The sequence below is a fragment of the Moraxella tetraodonis genome (assembly GCF_022359095.1).
Lineage (GTDB): Bacteria > Pseudomonadota > Gammaproteobacteria > Pseudomonadales > Moraxellaceae > Faucicola > Faucicola tetraodonis.
The window spans coordinates 1,341,486-1,366,042 of record NZ_JACSYB010000001.1 but is presented as its reverse complement, the minus strand read 5'-3'; the positions used below and the strand labels follow the sequence as shown (position 1 = coordinate 1,366,042).

Below are 24,557 nucleotides of genomic sequence, written 5' to 3'. Positions count from 1 at the left end.
AACCAATCAAATAATCAAGCAATCCATCAAACCAGTAAGCGCTGATTGACCTTTGCCATTGGTAATGGGTAATGTCGGGCTTTGGCAATATCGCGTGCCACTATATTGACCTCATTGATATCAATTTTGTGCCAGTTGGGACGTTTGCAAGCAGATTTTTCTATTAAATTGGCATCAACTAGCGCATCCATGACTTTATCTGCCACATCTAGGGTAGAATTGGCTTTCACATTTTCTGCCACCGCATAACGCAGCTTGGCAAACACCTGCAAATCTGCGACGCGCACAGTAATATCATCACTCGGTACTTGCTGCCCACCATATAGTGCATTATCTCCTGCTTGTGCAGTTCGAAAACTTGGCACAAATTCACTGACATAATCTATGGCGTTTTGGGTGCGCTGTTTTAGTGCGTTTGGCTCCCAACCGTTTTCAATATAATTTAGATATTGTGGATTAATGGGCGGTTGGCTGCTTTTTTGTGTAGCTTTGGTCAACCCATCATTAAATAAGGTGATGTTTTCGGTCATGCCATGTAGCTGAAAAAACCCATCAGGATAAGGGGTGAACTGCGCCATGCCATTGGGCGTGCCACGCTCGCCATGAAAAATAATCTCAGGCAAACGCCCCTTATAATCACGCCATTCACTGATATAAGAAGCTTTAAATTCTACCATGCGTTTGATATGCACGCCTGCTTTGTCATCCATAATACCAGTTCTAAACCCGCAAGCATTGACTACAAAATCGGCATAGATACGCTGAAGCTTGCCATGTTCATCGGTAAATGACACTTGCCAGCCATCCATATGACGTTTTAAATCATCAACTTGGGCATTTAGATGTAACTGAGCGCGCTGTAAGTGCTGCAATTGTAAAAAAGCACTGGCAGAGAGTCTAAAAATGTTCCAGCCAAATTCTTGCACCGCAATGATGGGGTATTGCAGTTTTTCCAAATCCATTACTTTAAGAGCCGCCACAACCCACTCATCCGTAGTGGTCGGAATGTCTTTAGCTTCTAATTGAATCAGTTGTTGAATTTGCTGCTTGTCATATACTCGGTAATAATCTTGAACTTTGCCCAACACTTGGTTGCTAGGGTCAGCATCAACCAATGATTGATAGTAAGCCGTTAACATCTCAAGACGTGGCAGTAAGTCAGTGGCGGTATTGTTATCGCGTTTTGGCACCGTGATGAGGGTGGGGCGTACATCAATACTCTCTGGATACAACTTGGCAATATCAATACATTGGCGCATCAACATGCGGCAATCTTCATCACTGATTTCGCGGTACAAATTGCCACCTGCATGCAGATGACACATGGGTGGGGCGTTGATAAGGCTGGCATTTTTTTCAATCAAATGCACATGGATGCCAGCCATTGCCAGCCGTATAGCAATCGTAGAACCTGCTGAACCACCGCCAATCACTGCTACAGTCGGTGCTTGCGTACCTGAATTAACGTACATAATTTTGCCCTTATGCGTTGCCCAAAGTGAAGAAATAAATTGTAGCGGAAAATAATCTAGTTACTGTGACATTTATGCAGTAATTGTCGCTTTTGTTGTTAATGAATTTTACCCAATAGTATATATTAAAATAAGTAGTATTTTTTATACTTTTTAGTATAAAAATATATTGAAAATTCTAATATTATCAGTTAAAGTTAATTTAGCTTGAAAAGCTGACCTGTATTTTATCCAACAATCATAATTAAATAAGGAAAATAAGTATGTTAAAACAAGCCTTCTTAGCAGCGGCGATTTCTACCACGTTATTAGCCGGTTGTGCCACGACACCAACCCATACCGCTCATGCACCGATGCACACGGCTAATATTGTTGATGTGGCAAAATCAAATCCAGATTTTTCAATATTAGTTGAAGCGGTGGTAGCCGCAGGTTTAGCCGACACCGTCGCGACTACTAAAAACATCACGGTATTTGCACCGACCAATGCTGCGTTTGCCAATTTACTTGCTGAGCTCGGTATGACCAAAGCGCAATTGTTTGCAAACAAACCATTATTGCAATCTGTGTTAACTTATCATGTACTGCCAGCCACAGTGATGGCAAAAGATGTCAAGCCAGGTATGGTTAAAACCTTACAAGGTCAAAACGTCATGGTGACTTCAAATGGTAAATTACAAGATGCCAATGGACGTGTTGCCAATATTGTCACCACAGATATCAAAGCGAGCAATGGTGTAGTACATGTGATTGACCGTGTGATATTGCCAAAGAGATAAGTTATCATAGATAAAGTTATCGCCGATAAATTGTTGTCTTGATCCATAGTTATCTTTAGTTATAGTAGCCAACAATTTATTGGTCCGATGGCATAGCGGTGATACGAGTCATCGCTATTTTTTTAACTTTCAAAAATCGTATAGAGCGGGTAAAACTATGAAACGGATTGCCATTATCGGTGCAGGATTAGCAGGATTAACTTGTGGTAAAGCGTTGCAACAAGCAGGGCACGACGTAGTGATTTTTGAAAAATCCCGTGGCATCGGTGGGCGACTGGCAACGCGCCGTGCCGAACCATTTTATTTTGATCATGGTGTTGCGGCGTTTACTGCCAGTGACGACGATTTTCAAGGTTTTGTCAATCAATTACTCACTGAAGGGGTGGTTGCAGTGTGGGCAGTTGACCAAGCTACCCCCGATGATTCCCTTGTATCTACCAAACCACACTCCGTGCCCAAAGTCTCTGACTGCTATTCTGACTACTATGTCGGCATACCCGCCATGAATGCCATTGGTAAACATCTCGCCCGTGGCTTAACTGTGCAGCGCAATACTAGGGTAGCCTCTATCATTGACCATCATCCGATTTTTAATAGTTGGGAGTTGTTAAGTGACAAGGGTGAAACATTGGGTCAGTTTGATTGGATTATTTCGGCGATGCCGGTAGAACAAGCAAAAAGCTTTGCTCAAACATCGCTACATACCAAAGTGTTGAATAAATATGCGCTCATGCCCTGTAGTGTGCTGATGCTAGGATTTGATCCACCGCTGGCTTTAGACTATGAGTATGCCAAAATCGAGAGTGAGGATATCGGTAAAATTATTGTCAATAGTGCAAAACCCCATCGCGAAGGCGGTTATAGCCTTGTGATTCATAGTACCCCAGCATGGACCAATAGACATATCGAGGAAGATAAAACTGCCTGTATCAACCATTTGACACAAGCGGCTAGTCAAGTATTGGGTATCGATTTATCGACTGCAGCACACAAAGACATACACCACTGGCGCTATGCCACAGGCGAAGCGGTTAACCCCCAATCAGGTGACCACCATTTAGGCTATCTACTAGACAGCGAACAAAACATCGGCGTCTGTGGGGACTGGCTACTTAAGGGTGATGTCGAGTCTGCCTACTTAAGCGGTCAAAAACTGGCAAAAGCGATAATTAAATTACTAAAAAGCGAGTAGCGTATGCAACATATCGCCATATTTGGTGCTTCTGGCGCGATTGGAAAGGCATTTTGTGATTGTTTGGCTATCGCCTATCCAAATGCCACCATTCATGCCATTGCCAGAAAACCCCCGGCATTTAGCCATCCTCATATCGTCCCTCATCAGCTTGATTTTGATGATGAACTGGCTATCGCCGCGTTTATCAAAGCGATAAGCAGCACTCAAGCGTTGGACAGTGTCATTGTGACGATTGGGTTATTACATGACTCTAAACTCGAGGCTCAACACATCGCGCCTGAAAAATCGCTGCGAGATATCACAGCCGACCAGCTGCATCAATATTTCCATATCAATGCGGTATTACCGATGATGATTGCCAAATACGCCTTGCCCGCCTTAAACAAATCCTCGCAGTCGCTATTTGCCGTATTGTCGGCACGGGTAGGGAGTATTTCGGATAATCGCTTGGGCGGGTGGTATGGTTATCGAATGGCAAAAGCAAGTTTACATATGGGCATTAAAAATTTAAGCATCGAACTGCAACGAAAAAACCCCAACGCGATTATTGTTGCTTTGCACCCCGGCACGGTAGACAGTGAGTTATCCAGACCCTTTCAAAAAAATGTGGCAGAAGGTAAATTATTTACCCCAGCGTTCTCAGCACAAAGTTTACTTAAGGTTTTGCATCAGCTCACCCCCAAAGACTCGGGCAAAATTTGGGCTTGGGACGGCAAAGAAATCATGCCTTAAATCCGCCTTAAATCCGCCTTAAATCAGTCTTAAAATTGTGCATTAGCCTTGTATTAGGGTGGTAGCTTCGTACCTAGCTTAAGGCTAGTCCACCAACCAGTTTTTGTAGATGACGCCCACAATCACGCAAGTTAATCCTGTGACAAAGCCGCCCCAAATGAAATCAACCAGTGCCGCAGTTTTGTCATAACCTTTAAGTAATGCTAAGCTTGTAAAATCATACGTTCCATATGCCATCAGCCCAATGACCACCCCATACCCTGCCAGTACTGCCAATGATGCGTGAGCTTTTAGCTGCGGGTAAATGACCACCACACAAAGCGCAAAAACATAAAATAGATAAAACACGCCTGCTGCGGCCATATTGGGTGATTCACTGAGTAAATGTCCAATGCGCGGTGCATAAAAGCGTTGGGTCATGGTTTTAAGCCATACGGCATCAATACCCAAAAATACCATGACGGCGATCAGATATACCCACAGATAGTTTAATGGTGCCATTGCTAAATCCTTGTGTCCTGTTATTAATTGTCATGAAGCCGTTGCCGCGCGAATTGGGTTAACGGTACTGGGCTTTTTCAAGGCGTACTTGCACCACGCCAATGGTTTTTTCCAAAAATCCTGCTTCACAGTACGCAAAATAAAAATGCCACAAACGCATAAACGCATCGTCATAGCCGAGTGCCTTGAGCTGCGGTAGCGCCTGCATAAAATTATAGCGCCAATCAATCAAGGTACGGGCATAATCATAGCCATAATCAACCAATGACGTTACTTGCATATCGGTATGGTCACGCGCTTGGCTGAGAATTTCACTGTTAGACAATAAACACCCGCCGGGGAAAACATGGGTTTGGATAAAATCCACCGCGTGCAAATATTTTTGATAACCTCGGTCATTAAAGGTAATCGCTTGTAATACCATCAGCCCATTATCTTTGAGCAGTCGATTACATTGGGCAAAAAAATCTGGCAAATATTCATGACCGACCGCTTCAATCATCTCAATACTGACCAGCTTGTCATATTTGCCGGTAAGCTCACGGTAATCTTGTTTTAGCAGGGTGATTTTGTCGGTTAGATTGGCAGCGGCAATGCGGCGTTTGGCTTCTTCATACTGCGCGTCTGAGATAGTTGTGGTGGTGACACGGCAGCCATACTGGGTGGCGGCATAAATAGCAAACCCACCCCAGCCCGTGCCGATTTCAATAACATGATCGTCAGCTGTTAACTCAGCCAATTCACAAATTTTTGCCAACTTGTGGGTTTGGGCTGCCGCCAAGCTTGACGAGGGTGTCGGATAAATTGCCGATGAATACATCATACGCTCATCCAAAAATAATGCATACATCGCATTGCCAATATCATAATGGGCTAAAATATTGGATTTGGCGTTGCGTTTATCATTATGCCGATTGCGATGTTGGCGGTGTTCCCAGCGTTTGGTCAAATTGGCAAATTTGGCTTCGATGGTATTGATGAGGGTCAAATTGCGCGCAATCAAGCGTAAAAATGCTGTTAAATCATCGGCTTGCCATAAGCCATCAATATAATCATCAGCAAAAGCAATCGAACCGCCTGTTAATAGGTGTTGATACACTTGCGGTGAATGAATGGTGAGTGTCACTGCCAAAGGATGATTGCCAATTTGTTCCCCTAGCGTTCGTTTTGTATCGCTCACTGGCGACTGTGTTACAGGCTCAGTATTCATCACGCTAATACCAAAGGTTTTGTGGGTAGCTACCTTAGTCGCCACCTTAGTTGCTATATCGTCAGACTGATGAAAGGTTTCAATCACGGTAAGATGACCCTGTTTGAGCTTTGATAGCAATAAAAATATTATTTGCCGCGCTGCTTTCGCCGCACTTTGTTGAACGGGCGTGAGCAGATGGTCAACAATTGGGTTGGGTAGGTAATCCGTAAGGAAGCGCCGCTTGGCTAAATCGGATTGACGGCGTTTCACCAAAGTCTCCTTACCTTTTGATAGGTGATTTGACGGGTGAGAAGTTGCAGTGTTTTTAGCCTCTAAAGAAGACGGTGTCATAGTCAATTCCCATAAAAAATTTCAGTTAACTATTGGGGTAAACGTTGGTTATAAGCTTGATAAGGCACACGTTTTAGCACGTATAATTTAAAAGCCTGCCAGTAAATTCGCAGTAGCGATGTGGCACTCATCCATGGTCGGCGCTTAATCGCCGTTATCACCGAAGCCTCGTCTAATTGAACGCCTTTTAGACTCACGCCTGCATTAAACACTTTGCCGCGGCTATCTGTCAGCCCAATATCAATCACAACATCAAAGCCATTTTGCTCAGGATTGTCATTTGCCGATGCATAGCGTTTAGGGTGAATCTCAACACGCCAATGATATTGCTGATTGATGGGGTTAAAAGGCGATACATGAAAACCTTTGTCATGTTGGTACAAGGTCTTTTCACCTGTGAGTAAAAAACCATAGTAATGGCGTTTATTCCAAGGGGTGTTAGAGACTTCTGCCAAAAAATGGCTTGGCTGTTGGTTGTCATCAAAGCCAATATAAAAATTGACAGGGCTAAAATACCAACCCATATTACGTAACACCACCAAAGCCACCACGTCGCCAGTCGGCTGACTGCCAGTCAATTGCTGCCAAGTTTGTTGGGCTTTGACCAATAAACTAGCCGATGGCGTAGGTTGTGCTACTGACGCGGTTAGACGGTTATCCAAAGAGGTGTCTAATCGATTGATAGCAAAATAATCTGCTTGATGGAATTGATAAAGCGCCCAATGGTGTTGTGATAGCAGAGGGATCTTCAATGATTGTTGTAGCGATTTTTTCAGCCATTGGGGCAACCATGTTGGTACATGACTAGCGACCATATTGACCTTAGGTAATGGATTGTCCGCTAGCTGGGTTAAATTGACTGCCCAAAACCGATAGGGGTAATGAAATTCATGATTGGTAGGGATTTGTCTGGCATGCCAAGTCACACCTTGCAGGATTTGATGGGCAAATATCATGATGATTTACCTTTGAGGGGTGTTGCACAAACCATCATGCGCTAGGTTTTGGCAAAACGCATGGTTGGTCGTGGCGGTTACTTGCCGTCGCTGCAGCACCGAGCGTTTTTTATCAGCGTGGCTCGGTAACTTTGACGCGGTAAATTTTGCCGACGGTTTGCTGGGCTTAGACAGCCGTTTGATTTGTGCAGCGGTTGTGGCAGCTGTGGTATTGGTAGTGAGCAAAATGTCGATATCTACCCCCAAACTTTGGCATACCCGCAAGCCACTTTTTACCCCATCTTCATGAAACCCATTAAACCAATAAGCACCACAAAAATGGGTATGCCGCTTCGCTGAAATTTCATGCCAGCGTTTTTGGGCATCGGTCATTTTGTTGTCATACACAGGGTGGCGATAATCCACACGTTTAATGACATGCGCCTCATTAATCGGCGTATTAAGCGTCACCAAATAGTTATGTTTTGCGCTCAATCGCTCAAGGATATTCATGTGATACGTCAATATAGGTTTTTGGTCAGCCACGCGCGCGGTCGGTTTATCTATCGCGTAATTCCAACTTGCCCAAGCCAGCGGTTTTTTGGGTAGAACTTGGGTGTCAGTATGCAAAACCGCTTCGTTATCTGTATAGTCAAAAGCCCCTAAAATAGCCGATTCTGTCTCAGTGATGTCAGCTAGTAGACGTCTTGCTACATCGGCATGGCAAGCAAATACAACGTCATCAAACACTTGGGTTTGACGCTTACCTTGATGAATAAATTCAATGCTAACGCCATCCTTGCCACGCGTTACCGATTGCACTGGGGTATTGATATACAGGGTTGTACCTGCTGCAGCAAGCCGAGTGACTAAGGCATTGACGTATTGCTTCGAGCCGCCCACCAAGGTAAACCACTGTGGGCGATTGACCACATCTAGCAGCCCATGATTATCAAAAAACTGGGCAAAAAAGAGTAGGGGAAAACGCTTGGCGTCATCCATTCCCATCGACCATATCGCAGACACCATCGGCACCAAGTAGTTGGTTTTAAACAACTCGCCATAGTCATGACTGTCTAAATAATCCCCGAGTGTTTGCTGGCTCAAAGCTGCTTGCTGCATTTTATCGGCTTGGCGAAAATTCGCTAATAGTGATTTGGTCTCGCGATTAAAGCGTAAAATCTGCTGAACAAATTGCCAAAATCGAGGGCTTAGCACATGGCGACGCTGAGAAAACAGACTGTTTAACGTGTGACCATTGTATTCAAAATTAATATAAGTATTTTTAACCGAAAAACTCATCTCAGCTTTTTGAAACGGCACATTGAGTTCATCAAGCAGGCGAATAAAATTGGGGTAAGTACGCTCATTAAATACAATAAAGCCTGTATCAATGGCGACTTTTTCGGTTGATGGTCTAAACGGGTTGTTAAAAAACGGATTGTTAAAAAGTGAGCGCTCGGTAACGCTGACATCCAGCGTATTGACATGCCCGCCCAGATAATCATTGCTTTCAAATACCGTCACTGCATGACTGTCTTTGAGATAATACGCACACGTTAGCCCTGATACCCCACTGCCAATAATAGCAATCTTTGGCATGGCAATCTTTGGCTTAGTAGGCTTGGCTACTATAGGATTAGCCACCACAGGCTTGGGGGCTGTGTGAGTAGAGTTCAGGGATTTTTTTGTAAACATTGCCATGTGCGGATATACCTTTAAAGCCAAGTCAAATGATTAAGTTGTATGAGAAAGTTTTGAACCCACAAAATGCCATACTGCATCAGGTAACTGCGCCAATAGCTTTAAGGGCTGTACCAATGTCTGCGGGAATTCAATGACATTATCATCATTGGCAATGCCTTGTTGAATGGCTTGGCTGGCTTGCTGTACGGTTTGCAAAAAAGGCATTGGAAAGTCGTTCTGCAGCGTCATCGGCGTTTTGACAAAGCCCGGTACTACCAAAGCCACTTTGACACCATAAGGTTGCAGGCTCATTTGCAATGTTTTGCTCAGATAATGGATTGCCGCTTTTGAGCTACCATACCCCTCTGCACGCACAAACGGCACTAAAGCAGAAGCAGAGCCGACGGTGACAATTTTACCTTTAGTTGCTTTCAGGGCGGGTAGTAGCGCTTCGATGGCATGCACTAACGAGCCGTAATTTGCATTCATCACCCTCATGATAGACCGCGAATCAAAGTTTGGCATGTCAATGTATTCGCAAACACCTGCTGCCGCGATGAATAAATCCAGCGTTTTAATGTCGCTAAATGCTTGCATTACGGCATCATACTCGGTCAAGTCAAGCTGAATCGTTTTTGCGCCCATCGTTGCCAACGTGTGCAAAACATCGCTGTTTCGACCCACCGTATACACCTCATGCCCCTGGCTTAGATAATCCATCGCCAACTGTAAACCGATGCCTGAGGTTGCACCTGTAATGACGATGGATAAAGGCTTTGAGGAATTGGGGGTGGGCATCATAGCGACTCAATATAATTCAATACAAAATTTTGAAAACGGCTTAACGCATACTATAAAAGAGTAGCGGATGGTTGGCAATAGTTTTTATACTATTTGGTATAAAAATATAATTATTGGTATATAATCAAATAATAAGTATCATAAAAACATTTGTAGTATAATATTAGCTAATTTTTAACCTCATAAATATTAGAAACCTGAAAAACATTAGAAACTTGTGATGAAAAAGTTAACGTTTAAACAGCGAATGATGCTAGAGCGTGAGTCGTTGATTATTGAAACGGTCAACCATTTGTTAGCCACTAAAGGCTATGACGCGATGACCGTCGATGAGATTGCTGATACGGTAGGGATTGCCAAGGCGTCATTGTATCGACATTTTCCCAGTAAAGAAGCGCTAGGCATGGCGGCGCTGGTTGATATCATGTACAAAGCGATTGAGGTCATCAATCAGCTAAACACGACCGACCAAACCGCCATCGATAAGCTCAAAGCGCTGACACAGTGGGCGATGCGACTAAAACTGGCGCAAAAAATGCCAAATCTGCCGAGTGAAAACTCCCAACTGCGCGAGCTGCTAATTGCTAATGATGATTACACCAACAACTTGGTCATGTTGTCAGATAGCATCGGTGAATGGATTGAGCAAGCGCAAGCAGAGGGCAGGCTACAAAGCAACATACCAGGACTGGCAATTTTATATACCTTATATGCCAGAGCTTGTGACCCTGTACTGGGGTTTTTACGCTCATCTCAGCTGTATGACGATGATGAGATTATCGCTATCGTAACCCGCACGTGTTTTGAAGGGCTAACCTAAATTCAGCGAACGCAGACCACTAAAAATAGACAGCTAAAAACCCAAGACAGCGTAGAAAAAGAGTAGAAAAGTATGAGTAATTTTGTGATTCATCGTGAGCATGGCATCAGTAAAGCGCAAGCCTTTGAGATAACCGAAGACTGGATTGTCTCAGCAGAAAAAGACTATAAAATGCATTGCGATGTAGTGCGCAGTGATGAGCAAATACGCGTCAACTTTTCTCGTGCCGGTGTGACAGGTACGTTAACAGTGGATGATAAGGTATTTGATATGCAAGCAACGCTTGGGTTTTTATTTAAAAGTTTTTTGCCGCTAATAGAAAAGACAGTCAATCAAAATCTTGATAATGCATTGCAAGCGGTAAAAGACCGTTAGCAGATACAGGGAACTTTGAATGGCAGTTAGCGTTTAGTTTGAATTATTTTATTTAACATAATATACATTATGCGAAATAAAAGCTATCGGTGTCAAAAACGAGATATATGGCACAGTGATTAATTTAATGATGAAATGACAATTAGCCGCAAAACCATTTGCATTTATCAATCAATAATGAGTAGTATGCTCACTCAATTATTTATCGTTTGTTTATCATTAAATTCGCCAAGGATTTATCATGATTGGATTTATTGCCCGTCATAGTACGATTTTTATGCCGTTATTTGGTGTGCTTGGATTTATATTTCCTGACGTGTCGCATTTTATCCTTGGGCTTTTGCCGCAGATTTTATTTTTCTTGATGTTTTTTACCTTGTTGGGCATTGACCAAACCCAGCTGATTAGGCGTATGACGACCCAATATGTTTGGGGATTTGCCATCTTCCAAAGTGCGCTGATGAGCTTGGCGATTACCTTAATTGCTTATTTACTGGGTGTCCGTGGTGATTTGTTGTTGGCTATCGCGGGTCTGTCAGCCACCGCACCGCTATTTGGTACGGGCGCGATTGTGAATGCAGTTGGTTTTGATGCACTGCTAGCCATGGCAAAAACTATCACAGCCACGTTGGTCATGCCTGTTAGCTTACTGGTGATATTGTGGTTACTTGGCAGCAAGGATGCCCATTTAGACTTTGTCCTGTATATTAAGCGGTTGTTAATTTACATTATCGCTCCCATGATTTTGGCGGTCGCGGCAAGGCAATATATTCCCCGTGATACGCTCAATACTTATTATCCAAGAATTGCTAAATTTAACATTATTCTACTGATGATGTTTCCGCTTGGATTGATGTCGGGCTTTAGACATACCTTTGATACCAATCCCATGCAGGCGTTAAGCTTATTTGGTTTGGGCACTGTCTTGTCGTTAGTATTTTACTTTTCTGCCTATTTTTTATACCGCCGCTTTGGCTATGAAAACGCCATTATCTCTGCGCTGGCTTGCGGTGGTCGCAATGTGTTGTTGGCGTATACCATCACCACGCCGTTTATGGGTGCGATGTTTTTACCGCTGATTGGCGCGTACCAATTGCCTTCGTTTTGCTTGCCGTTATTGGGTAAAAAGATGGTCAAATGGCATACTATCGACAGCCAAGCTAGCCTAAAATAATGCTAACGTTTCAACTCAATTCGTTGCCACAGTTATCATCACAAGCCTTATATGGCATTTTTAAGGCGCGCTGTGATGTGTTTGTTGTAGAGCAACATTGCGCCTATCCAGAAATTGATGACACAGATTTGGTGTGTTGGCATCTACAGGGTTTTATTGATGATAATCTGGCGTGTTATGCGCGGATTATCCCACCTGATTATCATTATTTGGGTTATGTCGCGATTGGTCGCGTGTTAACGGTTGGCGATTTTCGCGGTCACCATTATGGGCGTGATTTGATGCAAAAAGCCATTGAAATTTGCCAGCAATACTACCCTAGCCAGCCGATTTTTATCGCCGCTCAAACTTATCTGATACACTTTTATCAAGCGCTCGGCTTTTGTATACAAGGCGACTGTTACCTTGAAGACGGCATTGAGCATGTCAATATGATATGGGAAGTCAAACATGATGCATAACCGTGCTGATTATCGGCTATATTTGGTCACAGATCGCAATTGCCTGCAACAGCAAACGCTTGAGCAAGCTGTTGAACAAGCGATATTGGGCGGCGTGACATTGGTGCAGCTTCGAGAAAAAGCGATTGCTAGCAAAGAGTTTTATGAGCGCGCGCTGCGTATCAAAGCGATTTGCCACCGCTATAACGTGCCATTACTGATTAATGACCGTGTCGATATTGCCCTAGCAGTTGAGGCAGATGGGGTGCATATCGGTCAAAGTGATTTGGCGTGTGGCGTGGTTCGGCAAATTTTAGGCAAAGATAAAATCATTGGGGTTTCCGCGCGCACCGCCCAGCAAGCCATCCAAGCGCAAGCAGACGGCGCGGATTATTTGGGCGTTGGCGCGATGTTTGCTACATCCACCAAGCAAGATGCCCAAACAGTTACCATAGCGAGCTTAATGCAAATACGACAAGCGGTAACGCTGCCGATTGTCGCCATTGGTGGTATCAATCACGCCACCCTGCCCGCCTTACAACAAGCGCTGCAAGCTGCCGAAATTTCCACTGGTGGTGTGATTGACGGCGTGGCAGTCGTTTCTGCAATTTTGGGGCAAAAAGATGTCAAACTCGCCAGTCAGCAGCTTAAAGAAGTGATAAAAACTTAAATATATCAATCATTTAGAATTTTTTATCAGCCTTAGCTGACTATCAAAACGCCTTGCTTGCTGGGTGATGGGGTCAATAAACGCAATGGATTTTGCTAGCAATTTTAACGGTTTTGCAAAATCGGTTGTACCTTTGGGTTTGACAGTGGGATAAAAATTGTCATGTAACAGCGGCATACCTAAGCTTGCCATATGTACCCGCAACTGGTGTTTTTTGCCTGTCACAGGGGTTAATCGGTATAAGCTAAACGCCCCGTTATTTTCAATCAATTCAATTGTGGTATGCGCATTCGGCTCACCTTGGGTCATCTTGGTCAAAAAAAACGGCTCGCCACGCTCAAGTCTGGAATGAATGTGAAAGGGATAACATAAATCGCTGCGAGTCGGTGCTATGGCGTGGTAAGTTTTGTGGATGTGTCTATCGGCAAACAGCGCATGATAGCAAGCGCGACTACTTGGATTAACCGATAGTAACATCACGCCTGCTGTGTCTTTGTCCAACCGATGCAAGGGTGAAATATCATTCACGGCTAGCTGCTGTAAATCTGGATGATTTCTTAATTTGGTGAGCAGGGTTTGGCTGACATAGTGACCTGACGGTGTAACAGGTAAAAAATGCGGTTTATCGACCACCAGCAAATGTTCATCCAAATGAAGAATATTGGGCTCAAATGGAATGATAGGCTCATTTTCAACCTGCCTATAGTACAAGATGGTTTGCCCTGCCAAATAGGGTGAATCTTGTTTGAGCGGCTCACCACGCTCAAGGCTAATTAAACCGCTGTCAAATCGTCTTTGCCAGTTTGCCAAACTAATATGAGAAAAATGCGCTGCCAAATAATCGATAAGCCGCCCACCCATAAACGACTTATCATGGGGTAAATATAACTTACTGGGTTTCATGCCGCGCTGTATCATGTTAACTCTATCATTTTTAAAAACCACTTTATCAATGTCGTTTTACTTTACGCCCATTTAATTTAATGGGCTAACAACAACTGCACAGTTATCGCATGATTAATGCTTAGCACATCATTGGGCAGCAAAACATCATGTCGGTTGATGGGTTGACCGTTTCGGGTAATGCTGATATTGGGATCAATCTCATCAATCAGCAGCTGTCCTTGAGATTCGACAATCGCAAAATACACGCCGCTGGCAAGCTTTAGGTCATTGGCGGCAAAGAGACGTAAGGCATGCGCGATTTGCGCTTCCCGACTGGCAAAAATAATCGGAAATTCGCGTACTTTTTGTTGGCGCTCCCCTAGCCCATCCACAGATTTTATGGTCAAAACAATCTGCTGTAGATTTTGGTTCAACTGCGGCAGTTTGCTTTGCGCTTGGCGTGGCGCAGTACTAGCAGCACTAAAAGCCGGCGGGCTTGCTGGGATATGATGATTTGAGTTTGGCTGTGCCTGATTCTGATTCTGAGCCTGAGTCATGAATTTAACACCCAGTTTAATCTCATTGCTAAACACCTCACCTTTTTGCAAACGTGCGATATCAGTTGGCGTGGCTTGCACTTTGGCTTTTAACCCAAATTGCGCTTCGTCGGACAAAGTTACCCCAATTGTGGCAAGCTTGGGTTTTAACACCTCATAGCCGTAGGATACCAAGTCAATGGCATCATGCTGGGTATGGGTAGATTCGTGGGCATGATTAAAACTGCTAAATAACTGCTCCACCATCGCGGTTGTCAGCCCATCATTGGATTTTAAGGTGATTTGAGTAATGACTTGGGATTTATCTACCCATTGTTTCGCCGCTGCCATAATCGCATCGGTCAATAAATCTTGGTACGGCTTGGCGGATTTTTGGATGTTTGGTAACAAAGTGACCATCGGCTTGGGCGCAGCTGTTGGCGGTTGTACCCTCGTAGGTTGTGGCTTAGAAGATACAGATGACATAGACTCGGTATTGACCAGCGGCGGCTGCATCGGCGCAACCGTAGGCACTGGGTTGGGGGTTGAAGGCGGTGTTGTTGATTGCACAGGCATTTGATAAGCTTGAGCAGGCTGTGGTGGTGGCGAAACAGGCTGGGTTGGGTACTGCGGCGATACAGGTATCGGGGCTAAAGGCGCTGGTTGCGCGATAGGCTCAGGCAAGGTGATTGGGGCGCGCTCAGGGTAGTGTCCTGTAGCAGATTTTTCTTCGGCAAATCGTGGTATCAATCGACCTAACACACTTCTATATAGACTGGGATACAGACCGGGGTTCTCGTCTTCGTCATCTAGTGCATAGCCGTCAAGCCGTTGAATCAGCAAAATGACCGAATTATCTGCTTCGCTGGCTGTGTCGTCGTCATCCGCTGTTTGGGCGGCATGGGTTTTAATCGGCAATATATGAATATCAGGCATGGTGTATTTGAGCGATTGGGTAAAGTGTCGGTAGCTTTCTGCCATTTTCTTATTGGCAGTGATATCAAAACTCGTCGGCACGGAGAGTTGAACGCTCACACGTTGTAAGTCATCAATGGCGGTGGTGTATAGGCTAAAGAAATTTTCCATTTCATCAAACACATCGCTTGGGTGTTTGTCGTCAATGATAAAACGGTGATTGGTGGTGATGTAAGCCATAATTTACTCTTAATGGTGAAATTTTTTATTGATGTTGTGTTTTTTTAACAACTTGCGTAGCATCAGTTACTGGACTAGCCGCTGAATCAGCCCGTGGGTTGGCGCTAGCAGGATGGCTAATCGCTGAGCTTTGATACATCTGTTTGGCTAACACCATGCCTGCCTGTACTGCTCGGTTGATGCCATCGCGAGGGTCATCGACCAAGCCATTTTTAGTCCAGTTACGTTCAACCAATACCGCTACCGCTTTATCCCATTTGCCATTTTTATCCTTTAACCCATAGACAAACCATTTATACGGACGAGCATAACACGCCACCGATGGCTGAGCTTTGCCTGCGCGAATGTCTGCATTGTTACACAGATTTGCCACCATACTGACGGTCACATTGGGGGTATAAAAGCTGCGACCGTTTTGGCGGGTTGGGTAGTTAAAGCCGGGTGTGCCTGTTTTGCCCACTATCACGCCCTGTGTCCAAGCACAGCTACCAATCGCTTGGTTACAGGCAGCAAAAGCTGTGCCATTGCCGCCGCCCAAACCTGTGCCTGCTAGCAGCGTACCTGATAATAAATTGAGCGCACCACGAGCGTCAGATTGGTTGATGCCCAGTGGCGTGGCGCCGAGTTGGCTGGTAGCTGTGGTCAATGTCTCTTGACTTTGGGCATCGCCTCGCCAGGCTTTAGGGCGCAGTGGAATTTGATTGACGCCCCACAAATCCTCAATTAAATGCACGCCGCGACGCTGGGTCGCGCCATTATCGGCAATCAGCAGATTGGCAAACATATCCGACACACCCAGTACCGAGATTTTGGCATTGCCTGCGCCAAACACTTGGTTCATGCTGGCATTGAGCATATCGCCCCCTTGACGACACGCCCCGTTCATACGTCCACCATTGGCTTTGACACAGCTTGCCACTTGGCCTTCGGTAAATTGCAATTGTTTGGTGGTGTAATCTTGCTTGCCATCGGTTAGCAGTACACCTGAAAAATAGCGGCTTTGTAGCATCGGGTCGCTATTATAGGCTTTACCAAACAGTAAATCTTTAAATCCGCAATTCACTCCCCCTTTATCGGCACAATTCACACTCCAGCCCATGTCATCACTGGCTTTTTTAAAGGCGGGCATACCCGGGCAAATGCCTTGTCGGTCACGTTGCAATGACATCGCACTGGTGGTACGGTGACAATATAAAAAATTCGCCACTTTTTCGGTAGATGAGCTTGCTATCACTTGTTTGAGATATTGCGCTTCAGGGGTTTGCATATTTTTAAACCGTGGATTGGCGCGTACCAGTGCCAATGCTTGTACGGTTTTAACGGTCGAACCTGGGTACACGGTTTGGTATAACGCATGGTTCATGAGGTTTTGCTTGCTCCAGTCTTTTTTCCACAGTATCGGGCAACCTGTGGGCTTAATCGTGGTATCGCCATTATCGGCACGATAGCAGTTGGAATCAGCGCTAGCAAGGGCAAGCACGCCTTGGGTTTTGACATCAATCACCGCGATACCGATACTGCGTACCAATGCGTTCTCATACATGCCATTGGCGACGTTTTGCAACGCAGGCGATAGTACGTTATTACAGTCCGCGCCATTGGGGTTATTGGTGACACAATCCGCTACTTGCTGGGCGGTAGTCTGTACGGCGGGATCCAGAGTTAACGCCATGTTGTAGCCGATTTTGATATCTGAGCCATCGACATTGATACTATTGATTGGCGGTGCCGTGAGTTTTTGCCACCAGCTGCGTTGATCATTTTTTTGTTGGTAGCTTTGATAAGCATCCAATAACTGACGGTCAAAATGGCTGGCGTGAATGTTGGACAATTCGCTATACATCAACCCTAGATTGGTCGGTAAAGCAACCTCAGTTTTGCTGGTGGATGCAATCCGTTTTTTCGGGTCTTGCGTGGGTTTGTCTTGGAGGGTTTGCAGCACGCCATTGGCTTGGTTTTGAATATCGTTTTTGGTTTTAGTAAACGCATTGTTGGGGTCAGCCGCTTGGGCATTGGGTAAAGTCGCCGCCCCTGTTAATGGCTTAACCGCCAAGGATTTGACCGACACTGGAATCAATCTAGGGTTGTTACAAAGCTGGGTTAATGGGTCAACGTCACCTGTGTCAGTCATGGTATTGCCACGACTATCGACGTACAGATAGCCTGTTTGATTGTCCGCTGTTTTGGCGGTTTTGATGTACACACAGCCCGGTAGCCCATACCAAGGGTTGGTTTGGGTGAGCCAATTGGTTGGCATATGGGCGACATTGGGGTCGTTTTGATTGCGGCGATTGGGCTGTTGTTCTCGCCATTGTAGCTGCAACAGTCTCTCAGGGCTGGCAAGCGTTTTTAGCGCAAAGGCTAACGCGTCTTCGTTGATATGTTGCTCACAGGCTTGTTGCCAAAGGCTGGCAGTTTGCAGTTGGTATGGGTTGGCTAGACGTTTTTGCTGATACAAGCTGAGCAGACTTTGATTGACTCGGTTGATACTGTCGGTAAAACGGGCTTGGTTTTTGGGCTGAGTTAAATCGCACGTTTTGGCAGGCGTGGCATTGACGGAACTGGATAGATTAGCGTTTACACTTTGGCTATTAGTATTTTGGCTGTTGGCTTGGTTGACCACATCCGCCATACCCAGATTATCAACGACAAGTGACACGGCGTTTTCATTCGCCGCTGCATTGTACGTGGTATTTGAAGCGGTTAAGGGCGAGAGATACCACGCCACCCATCCGATAAGACCGACAACAAACACCACCAAAATCACTTGTAAGTTGGTCAAAATGGTTTTGTAAAGCGCTTGAGAAACCCGAAAACTGGCAACTTTGCCATCGTTTTTGATTTTTTTGTTAGTATTTTTTGTTTCACTTGCTTGCGTATTGTCGGAGGCATTGGCAGGCGGGGTGATTTGTTCGACCTCTACTGAATCAGGAATATTTTCGTCCTGTGACAGCGTGTCAGAACCTGTGTTGTTGACAGTTTCTAACTTGCCACTGTTCATAGTTTCTTGACTGTTTTCGTCTTTCGGGGTTTGGTTTTCGGTCATTTTGAACCTTTAATTTTTGCAAGCCTTACTAAAATTTGACGTTTCTACGTTTGATGTTTCTACGATTGGATAAGTTATTGAGCATACGGTTTATTGCCGTCCAACATCAACTTTGGCTGAAACAGCGCCAAACTGAGCATAATACTATTGAGCCATAAATTACTGGTGCCATAACTTAAAAAAGGCAACGTCACCCCCGTGAGCGGTAAAATTCCTAAATTCCCCGAAATGGTGACAAGTGCCTGAAACACTGTAATCACCACCCACAGCAAAATCACCCACGCCAGCAAAAAATAACCGCCCGACAACAGCCGTGATTTCATCTGCTCACTGGCAAACGCCATCTGCTGACGCGCCATGAGCGCAAGCCACGCAAAATACACCATCATCAGCACCACACTGGCTCCGATACCCACCACTGCCATCACCGAAGTGATGGTATAGTCACTTTGCATCTGTAGAGGCACGCCCTGACAGCCCGACAAATGGCTGTTTGTTAAGTGATACCCACACCACGGAATATCGCCAAACCCATAGCCAATCATCGGCACACTATCGCGAAACCAATGCAAAATCGCCATCTGATCGTTGCTCGCCACAAACGGATTCACCCACGCATTGACCCGCTCGGCAGTACGCGCATCAAACCCGCTTAAATTCACCAATACCATCATCAGCAAAAGCAAAATCGCGGTACTCGACAACACGCCCAAAATATAACCCCGTCCGCCCATTTGGAAAATTTTGTTGGATAGCGCCACGCCCACCAAAAAGGTAAACAAAAACAAAAATACCAGCATGGTGCCTTTTTCATTGGCAATACCCAGTGCAATAAACGGCAACACCACCGCGAAAGCAAGCAGCAGGGTCATTTTTTTGGAGCGGAAAAACAGATGATTAATCAAGCCGCGTTGGTTAATCGCCAAAAACACGCCCAAGAACACCATCAGCCAAATCTTTGACAGTTCAGCGACTTTCGCACTGTCACTGTGAATCAACACTGCCAAGCCCAAATAACCCACCGCAAAGGCAAGCAGCCACACACGGGCTTTAGTCATCGCCGATTTGACATTGCCCCAACTGCTGTGTAGTAAGTTATTGGCAACGAGGGTTTTAAGCCCCCAACTAACCAAACTGCTAATCGGGCGAGCCAGGCTAATAAACACAAAACACCAAAACAAATCTTTGAAATGATTGAGAAAAATATAACGCAGTGACAAATAACTACGGGTGCTTAAGTCAAATAAAATCATCAAGCCAAAGGTGGTAAAACCCACAAATAATGGATAAATCCATACTGATGACTGTATTTCCCGATTATCAGGGAATTTTTCCATCAACCGACGCATGGGCGAAAAAATCGTCAATACACTCAGTAACACGCCGACGCAAAACATCACACCCCCCACCATCATCGGCAATATCACTGTATGGCTAACACCTGCAATGACCAGTCCCCACACAGTGATGGCTATCGGTAACACTTCCAGCCAGTGCTTACGCCGAGACAGCCACAGTAACCCCCACGTCACCCATGACCAAATACACACCTGCGTGAGCATTCCCAAATGCATGGGCGTGCCAATTAACGGCAGTAAATTGTTCGCTTGCAAGGCTTTTTGTTGGTTGTTATTGGCGTCATAGATACTGGCAACATCATTTGCTGATTGATTTAACAGTTTGGCAATAGCAGGCTGATTGCTAAACAAGCGATTGTAGGCAAAACGTCGATTGCCATCGGCGACTGCAAGCAATGACACCGCAAAATTGGCTTGGTCGGCAGGGGATAATTTATCGGTTTTTACAGCCATTAGGTTGTTTAAACTATCGAGTTGCCCACTAGCGTTAAGGTGTAGCCAATCTTGTCGATTGCTGAGTTTATCGCCACCCAAATTCACTTCGGTTTCATTTTCAACCAGCTCGGTTTGGCGTTGCTGTTTGCCTTGGACTTGCCATGCGGCCGCTAAGGCTTGTTGGGTTTTGGCAAAATGTTGCTTCGCCTCACTCATTAATTGTGTGGGCTGACTGGCTTGGGCACAGGCTTGAGTCATGCCATAATTGGGGTCATTACGGTTGTCATACAGATTAGTAATAACGTTGTCGCCACAATATTTGCTGAGCAGTTGCGGTTTGGCGATGCCTTCAGTATAGCTGGTGAGTTCAAGTTGATAACGCTGCAGTTTGGGCGAATGGGCGTAATCTGCCAGTAAAAACGCCCCAATTAACAGGAGCCATACCACCGCTAAAATTATAATTTCGCTCAACGTTTGCGCTTTGGCGTTGGGTTTTTTGCTGGCTTTTGTACGACTCACTATGTTTAGCATGGGGTTTTCCAAATTGATTAACTTTTTTTATTGCTATCCCTGTTTAAAAATTAATTGGGGTCATACAACACCACCGTACGCGCGATTAAATCATGCAGCGTTTGTTTACGGGCGGTAAACCACATCAAAAAACCAAATGGCAATAAGATAAGCTTTAAGGTTTCGCGGATTAACGCATGGAAAAAATTAACCCGTTGTCCCTGCATACCAAACACCCACATACCCATAATCACCTTGCCCACCGTTGCTTGTCGTCCCAAACAGGTCAATAACGTCATATAAAACAAATAAAATCCATACGCTATCAAGGCAAGCGTTTGATCGGTAAACCCACGAATGCCAAGCTGCGGTAAAATCTGCGGCAACAATAATTGATAAGCCAATCCCAACAATAAACTGACTAACGCTAAATCAAATAGATAAGCCAATGCGCGGCGCATAAAACCTGCATACAGCATGGTATGAGCCGGCTTACGAGTCTGCAGCGCGGTTGAAGGCAGCTGATTGGTAGTGGACGTTGGGTATTGGCTAGGTTGTTGTGGCTGTACTGCGGGAGCGACATAAGGATTTGCGTAGTCAGTAGGTTGTGCGGGTGGATTTGACGCCTGAGCAATATCAGGCTGTTCATAGTTAGTCTGTGGATAAATTGGTTGAGCAGGTTGCTGCATAGGTTGACTAGCCTGAACAGGTTGCATATCTGTCGGTTGATAATTGCCTGCAAATGGATTTGGTGTATAACTTTGCCAAGTAGAATGTTCTGGCTGCGGCGCGTCATAGGCATTATAGCCACTTGACTGTACAAACGAATTTGCTTGCTGCGGCTGAGTATGATTATCAGATTGTTGCGCAAACTGACGACTGCCACAATTTGGGCACATAACCGCGGTTTTTGGTAATTTTTGACCACATTGTTGGCAGACAATAATCATAGATGTTTACTACCCTATTTTCATATTTCCAATTTGATAAACTAATTTGACGATCCGACGACCCAGTTGTATGGCGGCAAGCACTCAGCGGGCACAGGATTGGCGCCGCTACTGTTTTGCTGGTCGATAATGGCTAACACTTTTTCGGCGATGGGTACCAGTTCTGGATAGGTTTGCGGATAATTTAACATGTTTTGGCAACGTTTTTGTTGATCGTCCGTGGTATAAAACTGTGCCAATAACGACCCCACTGCGCCTTTGTCATCACCCGCTTGCAGTGCCATTGCCGCTGCCAATTCAATCATATAAGTATTGGGGTATTTGCTGCTATCACGCGGCGTTTGTAGCGCATATAGCAAAAAAGATTTGCTATAAGGATAGCTATTTTTAAATAAATAATAAGCGAAATTGGCGACATATTCGCCTTGGTTAGGATTGTATTTCACTGCTTGCGCTTGAAGATAAGCGGCGGCTTTTGGGTCTTTTTTGCGCCAGTAATAGCTTTTTGCCGCTTCATTGAGTTGTTTGGCGAGCGTTTTATTCGTGGGCTGCTGTTTAAAATAGCCCATATCCGCGTTGCGAAAAGCTTCAAGCGAGTATTGCTTTGTCGCATTGATATCTTGGCTGTAACCCAGCTCTTGCAGCTGTTTGAGCGATGGCTCGGCAAACTCACCCACCTTGACTACGTTATCAAAAAACTCAGGGCTAATACCGAGCGTGTCTTGATACAGCTTGGCTACGCTAGTTTGCGACGAGGAAGAAAAAAAGCCATTTTGCGCTTTAAGCGCTTGCGTCATAGTGGCTTTTGCAGTCGGCAGCGATTTGATGATGGTGCTGTAACTATTTTGGCTTTTCGGTTTTTTTTGTGGATTGTCATCGGTACTTGCCGCTTTGGCGTTATCGGACTGATTGCTAGTGGCAGATTGTGATGTTGTGGGTGTTGAGGCGGATTTTAACCTTGATACGCCATAGCCACCGATTGCCACTAAGGCGGCAATCATCGCTATCAACCAGCCTTTAGAGGGCTTTTTGACAAATACCTCACTGGTGGCAGTGGTATGCGGTGGCGAAGTGGGTGTCGCCTCTGTAGTATCAGTGTGATGCGCGCGTGCTGTCATCGTATCAGCCATTGTATCTGGCATTGCCATTGAATGAGTCGCCGGTGTTTGGGTCGCGTCATCGACTGCATTTCCTGCATTGACTACATTTGCATTGACTATATTGATGGGCTGGCTCGGTGTGCCCGTGTGACTGTTAGCCTGAGTATTGAGCGATTGCTCAAGCCGACGATTATTTGCCAATGTTTCATCATCCATCAAACCGCTCAAAGCCGCGCTTGGCTGATGACTTGGGTGATTTGCGGCAGTGGACGCTACAGAAGCGCGGGTGGGCATGGTCTGCCAGACGCTGGTTGTCGCTGCAGCGCTGATTGCGGGTACAGGTGTGACGGGCGTGGTTAACGGGTTATTGGGTACGGTTAAAAACAGACAGCGATGACAGGGTTTACCGACAAAATGAATGTGGCTGGCATCATTGGGATAATTTTCACACACTTTAAACTGGCGGTGTTGAACCAATCCGCGTAGATGGTTTTCCCACTCGGCGGCGCTTGGGCGATCAGTTGCATGGGTCGATAAAAACGCTTTATCAAACATCGCACGGGTTTGGTCATCCCAACACACATGAATACTGTTTTTTAGCGGTGCAATCTCTGGCTGTGGCTGCAAGCCGTAAGCATATAGCCGCTCTTTGATAAATTGGTCGGTGTTGCGATGGGCGGCATTTTTTAATCGTTCTGAGACAGGGATAAAATAAAAAGGATGAATACCATTGTTTAAAATTTTAAACAGCTCAATCGCCAGTACAAAACGGTCGTGTTTTTCATCCAACAAACCAATGTCTTTGTGTTCATGATACTCAGGACTGGTCATTTCAGGGGATATAACAGGACTGGGATAAATGCTGCCATCACTGGCAGTAATACGATAGCTATCACAGTCGATAAACCCAACGATAAAGCCCTTATAATCATCATCCATGCCCGTACTTGGCTCTGGCATCAGGCGCATATTGGCTTCTTTAAAATCAATAAAGGCATGCCCATGACCATGTAAGTCCGCCATCAGGGCGCTAATATTGGCACACAGCTGTACACGATAATTGAGACTCTGCTGATACGCGGTCAGTTTTGCCGCCTCTCGTGGGTACATAAAAGGATTGAGCGATAACGACCTATCAAAATCCAGCTCTGGCATGGCATAGCCAATGAGCTCATCATGCTCGCCGACAATCAGATGTCTCACCCAAGCAAACTGGGTATATCCTACCCCATTAATCACTTCATAAATATGCTCAGGCGGGCGCGCCATCATGGCTTGTAGTTTGGCAAGGCTGGGGTTTTTGGGGTCGATGGGATTTTTAAAGATTTTTGCCACCAAATTGCCCGTGCCTAACAGATTACCAAGACGGTAGACAATGCCCATACCGCCAGAGCCGATCTCATGAGAGATAGGCAAATCAATGGTGATACGCTGATTGTTTGCAATTAAATACGGCATG

General features: G+C 45.2%; 20 protein-coding genes. 8 read left to right on the top strand and 12 right to left on the bottom strand.

The window, feature by feature from the left end:
• Nucleotides 1-26: 26 nt before the first annotated feature.
• A complete protein-coding gene (locus tag H9W84_RS06085) occupies nucleotides 27-1,472 on the bottom strand; it encodes an FAD-dependent oxidoreductase (protein ID WP_239742386.1) in 1,446 nt (481 codons plus the stop codon).
• Between the two features lie 263 nt (nucleotides 1,473-1,735).
• On the opposite strand from H9W84_RS06085, the gene H9W84_RS06080 reads away from it, so the two are divergent.
• The 3 genes from H9W84_RS06080 (at nucleotide 1,736) to H9W84_RS06070 (ending at nucleotide 4,178) form a co-directional block, all read left to right on the top strand.
• Nucleotides 1,736-2,251 carry a fasciclin domain-containing protein gene (locus H9W84_RS06080; protein ID WP_239742384.1) on the top strand — a complete coding sequence of 172 codons (516 nt, stop codon included), beginning with the start codon at nucleotides 1,736-1,738 and terminating at the stop codon, nucleotides 2,249-2,251.
• A gap of 157 nt (nucleotides 2,252-2,408) precedes the next feature.
• Entirely contained in the window at nucleotides 2,409-3,443 is a 1,035-nt protein-coding gene (locus H9W84_RS06075) for an NAD(P)/FAD-dependent oxidoreductase (RefSeq protein ID WP_239742382.1), read from the top strand.
• Between the two features lie 3 nt (nucleotides 3,444-3,446).
• Nucleotides 3,447-4,178, top strand: a complete 732-nt coding sequence (locus H9W84_RS06070; RefSeq protein ID WP_239742380.1) for an SDR family NAD(P)-dependent oxidoreductase — start codon at nucleotides 3,447-3,449, stop codon at nucleotides 4,176-4,178.
• Nucleotides 4,179-4,262: 84 nt separating this feature from the next.
• Here H9W84_RS06070 and H9W84_RS06065 read toward each other — a convergent pair whose 3' ends face one another.
• The 5 genes from H9W84_RS06065 to H9W84_RS06045 are packed head-to-tail and all read right to left on the bottom strand — an operon-like array spanning nucleotide 4,263 to nucleotide 9,644.
• Nucleotides 4,263-4,679 carry a DUF2177 family protein gene (locus tag H9W84_RS06065; RefSeq protein WP_239742379.1) on the bottom strand — a complete coding sequence of 139 codons (417 nt, stop codon included), beginning with the start codon at nucleotides 4,677-4,679 and terminating at the stop codon, nucleotides 4,263-4,265.
• Nucleotides 4,680-4,737: 58 nt separating this feature from the next.
• On the bottom strand, nucleotides 4,738-6,222 hold the full coding sequence (locus H9W84_RS06060) for an SAM-dependent methyltransferase (RefSeq protein ID WP_239742376.1): 1,485 nt from the start codon (nucleotides 6,220-6,222) through the stop codon (nucleotides 4,738-4,740).
• 29 nt (nucleotides 6,223-6,251) lie between these two features.
• The gene (locus tag H9W84_RS06055; RefSeq protein WP_239742374.1) at nucleotides 6,252-7,178 is read right to left on the bottom strand and encodes a DUF1365 domain-containing protein; all 927 of its coding nucleotides are present in this window, start codon (nucleotides 7,176-7,178) and stop codon (nucleotides 6,252-6,254) included.
• A 6-nt stretch (nucleotides 7,179-7,184) separates the two neighbouring features.
• Nucleotides 7,185-8,861, bottom strand: coding sequence for an NAD(P)/FAD-dependent oxidoreductase (locus tag H9W84_RS06050; RefSeq protein WP_239742372.1), 1,677 nt, complete (start codon nucleotides 8,859-8,861; stop codon nucleotides 7,185-7,187).
• A gap of 33 nt (nucleotides 8,862-8,894) precedes the next feature.
• Nucleotides 8,895-9,644: an SDR family NAD(P)-dependent oxidoreductase gene (locus H9W84_RS06045; protein WP_239742369.1), complete on the bottom strand. Its 750-nt coding sequence runs from the start codon at nucleotides 9,642-9,644 to the stop codon at nucleotides 8,895-8,897.
• 220 nt (nucleotides 9,645-9,864) lie between these two features.
• Here H9W84_RS06045 and H9W84_RS12115 point away from each other — a divergent pair, with 220 nt between their 5' ends.
• The 5 genes from H9W84_RS12115 to thiE all read left to right on the top strand — a co-directional run bounded on the left by H9W84_RS12115 (nucleotide 9,865) and on the right by thiE (nucleotide 13,123).
• A complete protein-coding gene (locus H9W84_RS12115) occupies nucleotides 9,865-10,464 on the top strand; it encodes a TetR/AcrR family transcriptional regulator (RefSeq protein ID WP_275579720.1) in 600 nt (199 codons plus the stop codon).
• Nucleotides 10,465-10,536: 72 nt separating this feature from the next.
• The gene (locus tag H9W84_RS06035) at nucleotides 10,537-10,839 is read left to right on the top strand and encodes a polyhydroxyalkanoic acid system family protein (protein WP_239742368.1); all 303 of its coding nucleotides are present in this window, start codon (nucleotides 10,537-10,539) and stop codon (nucleotides 10,837-10,839) included.
• Between the two features lie 241 nt (nucleotides 10,840-11,080).
• Nucleotides 11,081-12,013: a lantibiotic ABC transporter permease gene (locus tag H9W84_RS06030; protein WP_239742366.1), complete on the top strand. Its 933-nt coding sequence runs from the start codon at nucleotides 11,081-11,083 to the stop codon at nucleotides 12,011-12,013.
• Nucleotides 12,013-12,474, top strand: a complete 462-nt coding sequence (locus H9W84_RS06025; protein WP_239742364.1) for a GNAT family N-acetyltransferase — start codon at nucleotides 12,013-12,015, stop codon at nucleotides 12,472-12,474. The genes H9W84_RS06030 and H9W84_RS06025 overlap by 1 nt, the downstream gene beginning before the upstream one ends.
• Nucleotides 12,464-13,123, top strand: a complete 660-nt coding sequence (gene thiE, locus H9W84_RS06020; protein ID WP_239742362.1) for a thiamine phosphate synthase — start codon at nucleotides 12,464-12,466, stop codon at nucleotides 13,121-13,123. Before H9W84_RS06025 ends, thiE begins: the two co-directional genes overlap by 11 nt.
• 9 nt (nucleotides 13,124-13,132) lie before the next feature.
• Here thiE and H9W84_RS06015 read toward each other — a convergent pair whose 3' ends face one another.
• The 6 genes from H9W84_RS06015 to H9W84_RS05990 all read right to left on the bottom strand — a co-directional run bounded on the left by H9W84_RS06015 (nucleotide 13,133) and on the right by H9W84_RS05990 (nucleotide 24,556).
• On the bottom strand, nucleotides 13,133-14,041 hold the full coding sequence (locus H9W84_RS06015; RefSeq protein WP_239742359.1) for a pseudouridine synthase: 909 nt from the start codon (nucleotides 14,039-14,041) through the stop codon (nucleotides 13,133-13,135).
• Between the two features lie 62 nt (nucleotides 14,042-14,103).
• Nucleotides 14,104-15,699, bottom strand: a complete 1,596-nt coding sequence (locus tag H9W84_RS06010; protein ID WP_239742357.1) for a hypothetical protein — start codon at nucleotides 15,697-15,699, stop codon at nucleotides 14,104-14,106.
• A gap of 25 nt (nucleotides 15,700-15,724) precedes the next feature.
• A complete protein-coding gene (locus H9W84_RS06005; RefSeq protein WP_239742356.1) occupies nucleotides 15,725-18,745 on the bottom strand; it encodes a penicillin-binding transpeptidase domain-containing protein in 3,021 nt (1,006 codons plus the stop codon).
• Nucleotides 18,746-18,819: 74 nt separating this feature from the next.
• Nucleotides 18,820-21,069, bottom strand: coding sequence for an FtsW/RodA/SpoVE family cell cycle protein (locus H9W84_RS06000; protein WP_239742353.1), 2,250 nt, complete (start codon nucleotides 21,067-21,069; stop codon nucleotides 18,820-18,822).
• Nucleotides 21,070-21,119: 50 nt separating this feature from the next.
• Nucleotides 21,120-21,998 carry an RDD family protein gene (locus H9W84_RS05995; protein ID WP_239742351.1) on the bottom strand — a complete coding sequence of 293 codons (879 nt, stop codon included), beginning with the start codon at nucleotides 21,996-21,998 and terminating at the stop codon, nucleotides 21,120-21,122.
• A gap of 41 nt (nucleotides 21,999-22,039) precedes the next feature.
• Nucleotides 22,040-24,556 (bottom strand): hypothetical protein, encoded by a 2,517-nt coding sequence (locus H9W84_RS05990; protein ID WP_239742348.1) that lies wholly within the window; start codon nucleotides 24,554-24,556, stop codon nucleotides 22,040-22,042.
• Nucleotide 24,557: the final 1 nt, after the last annotated feature.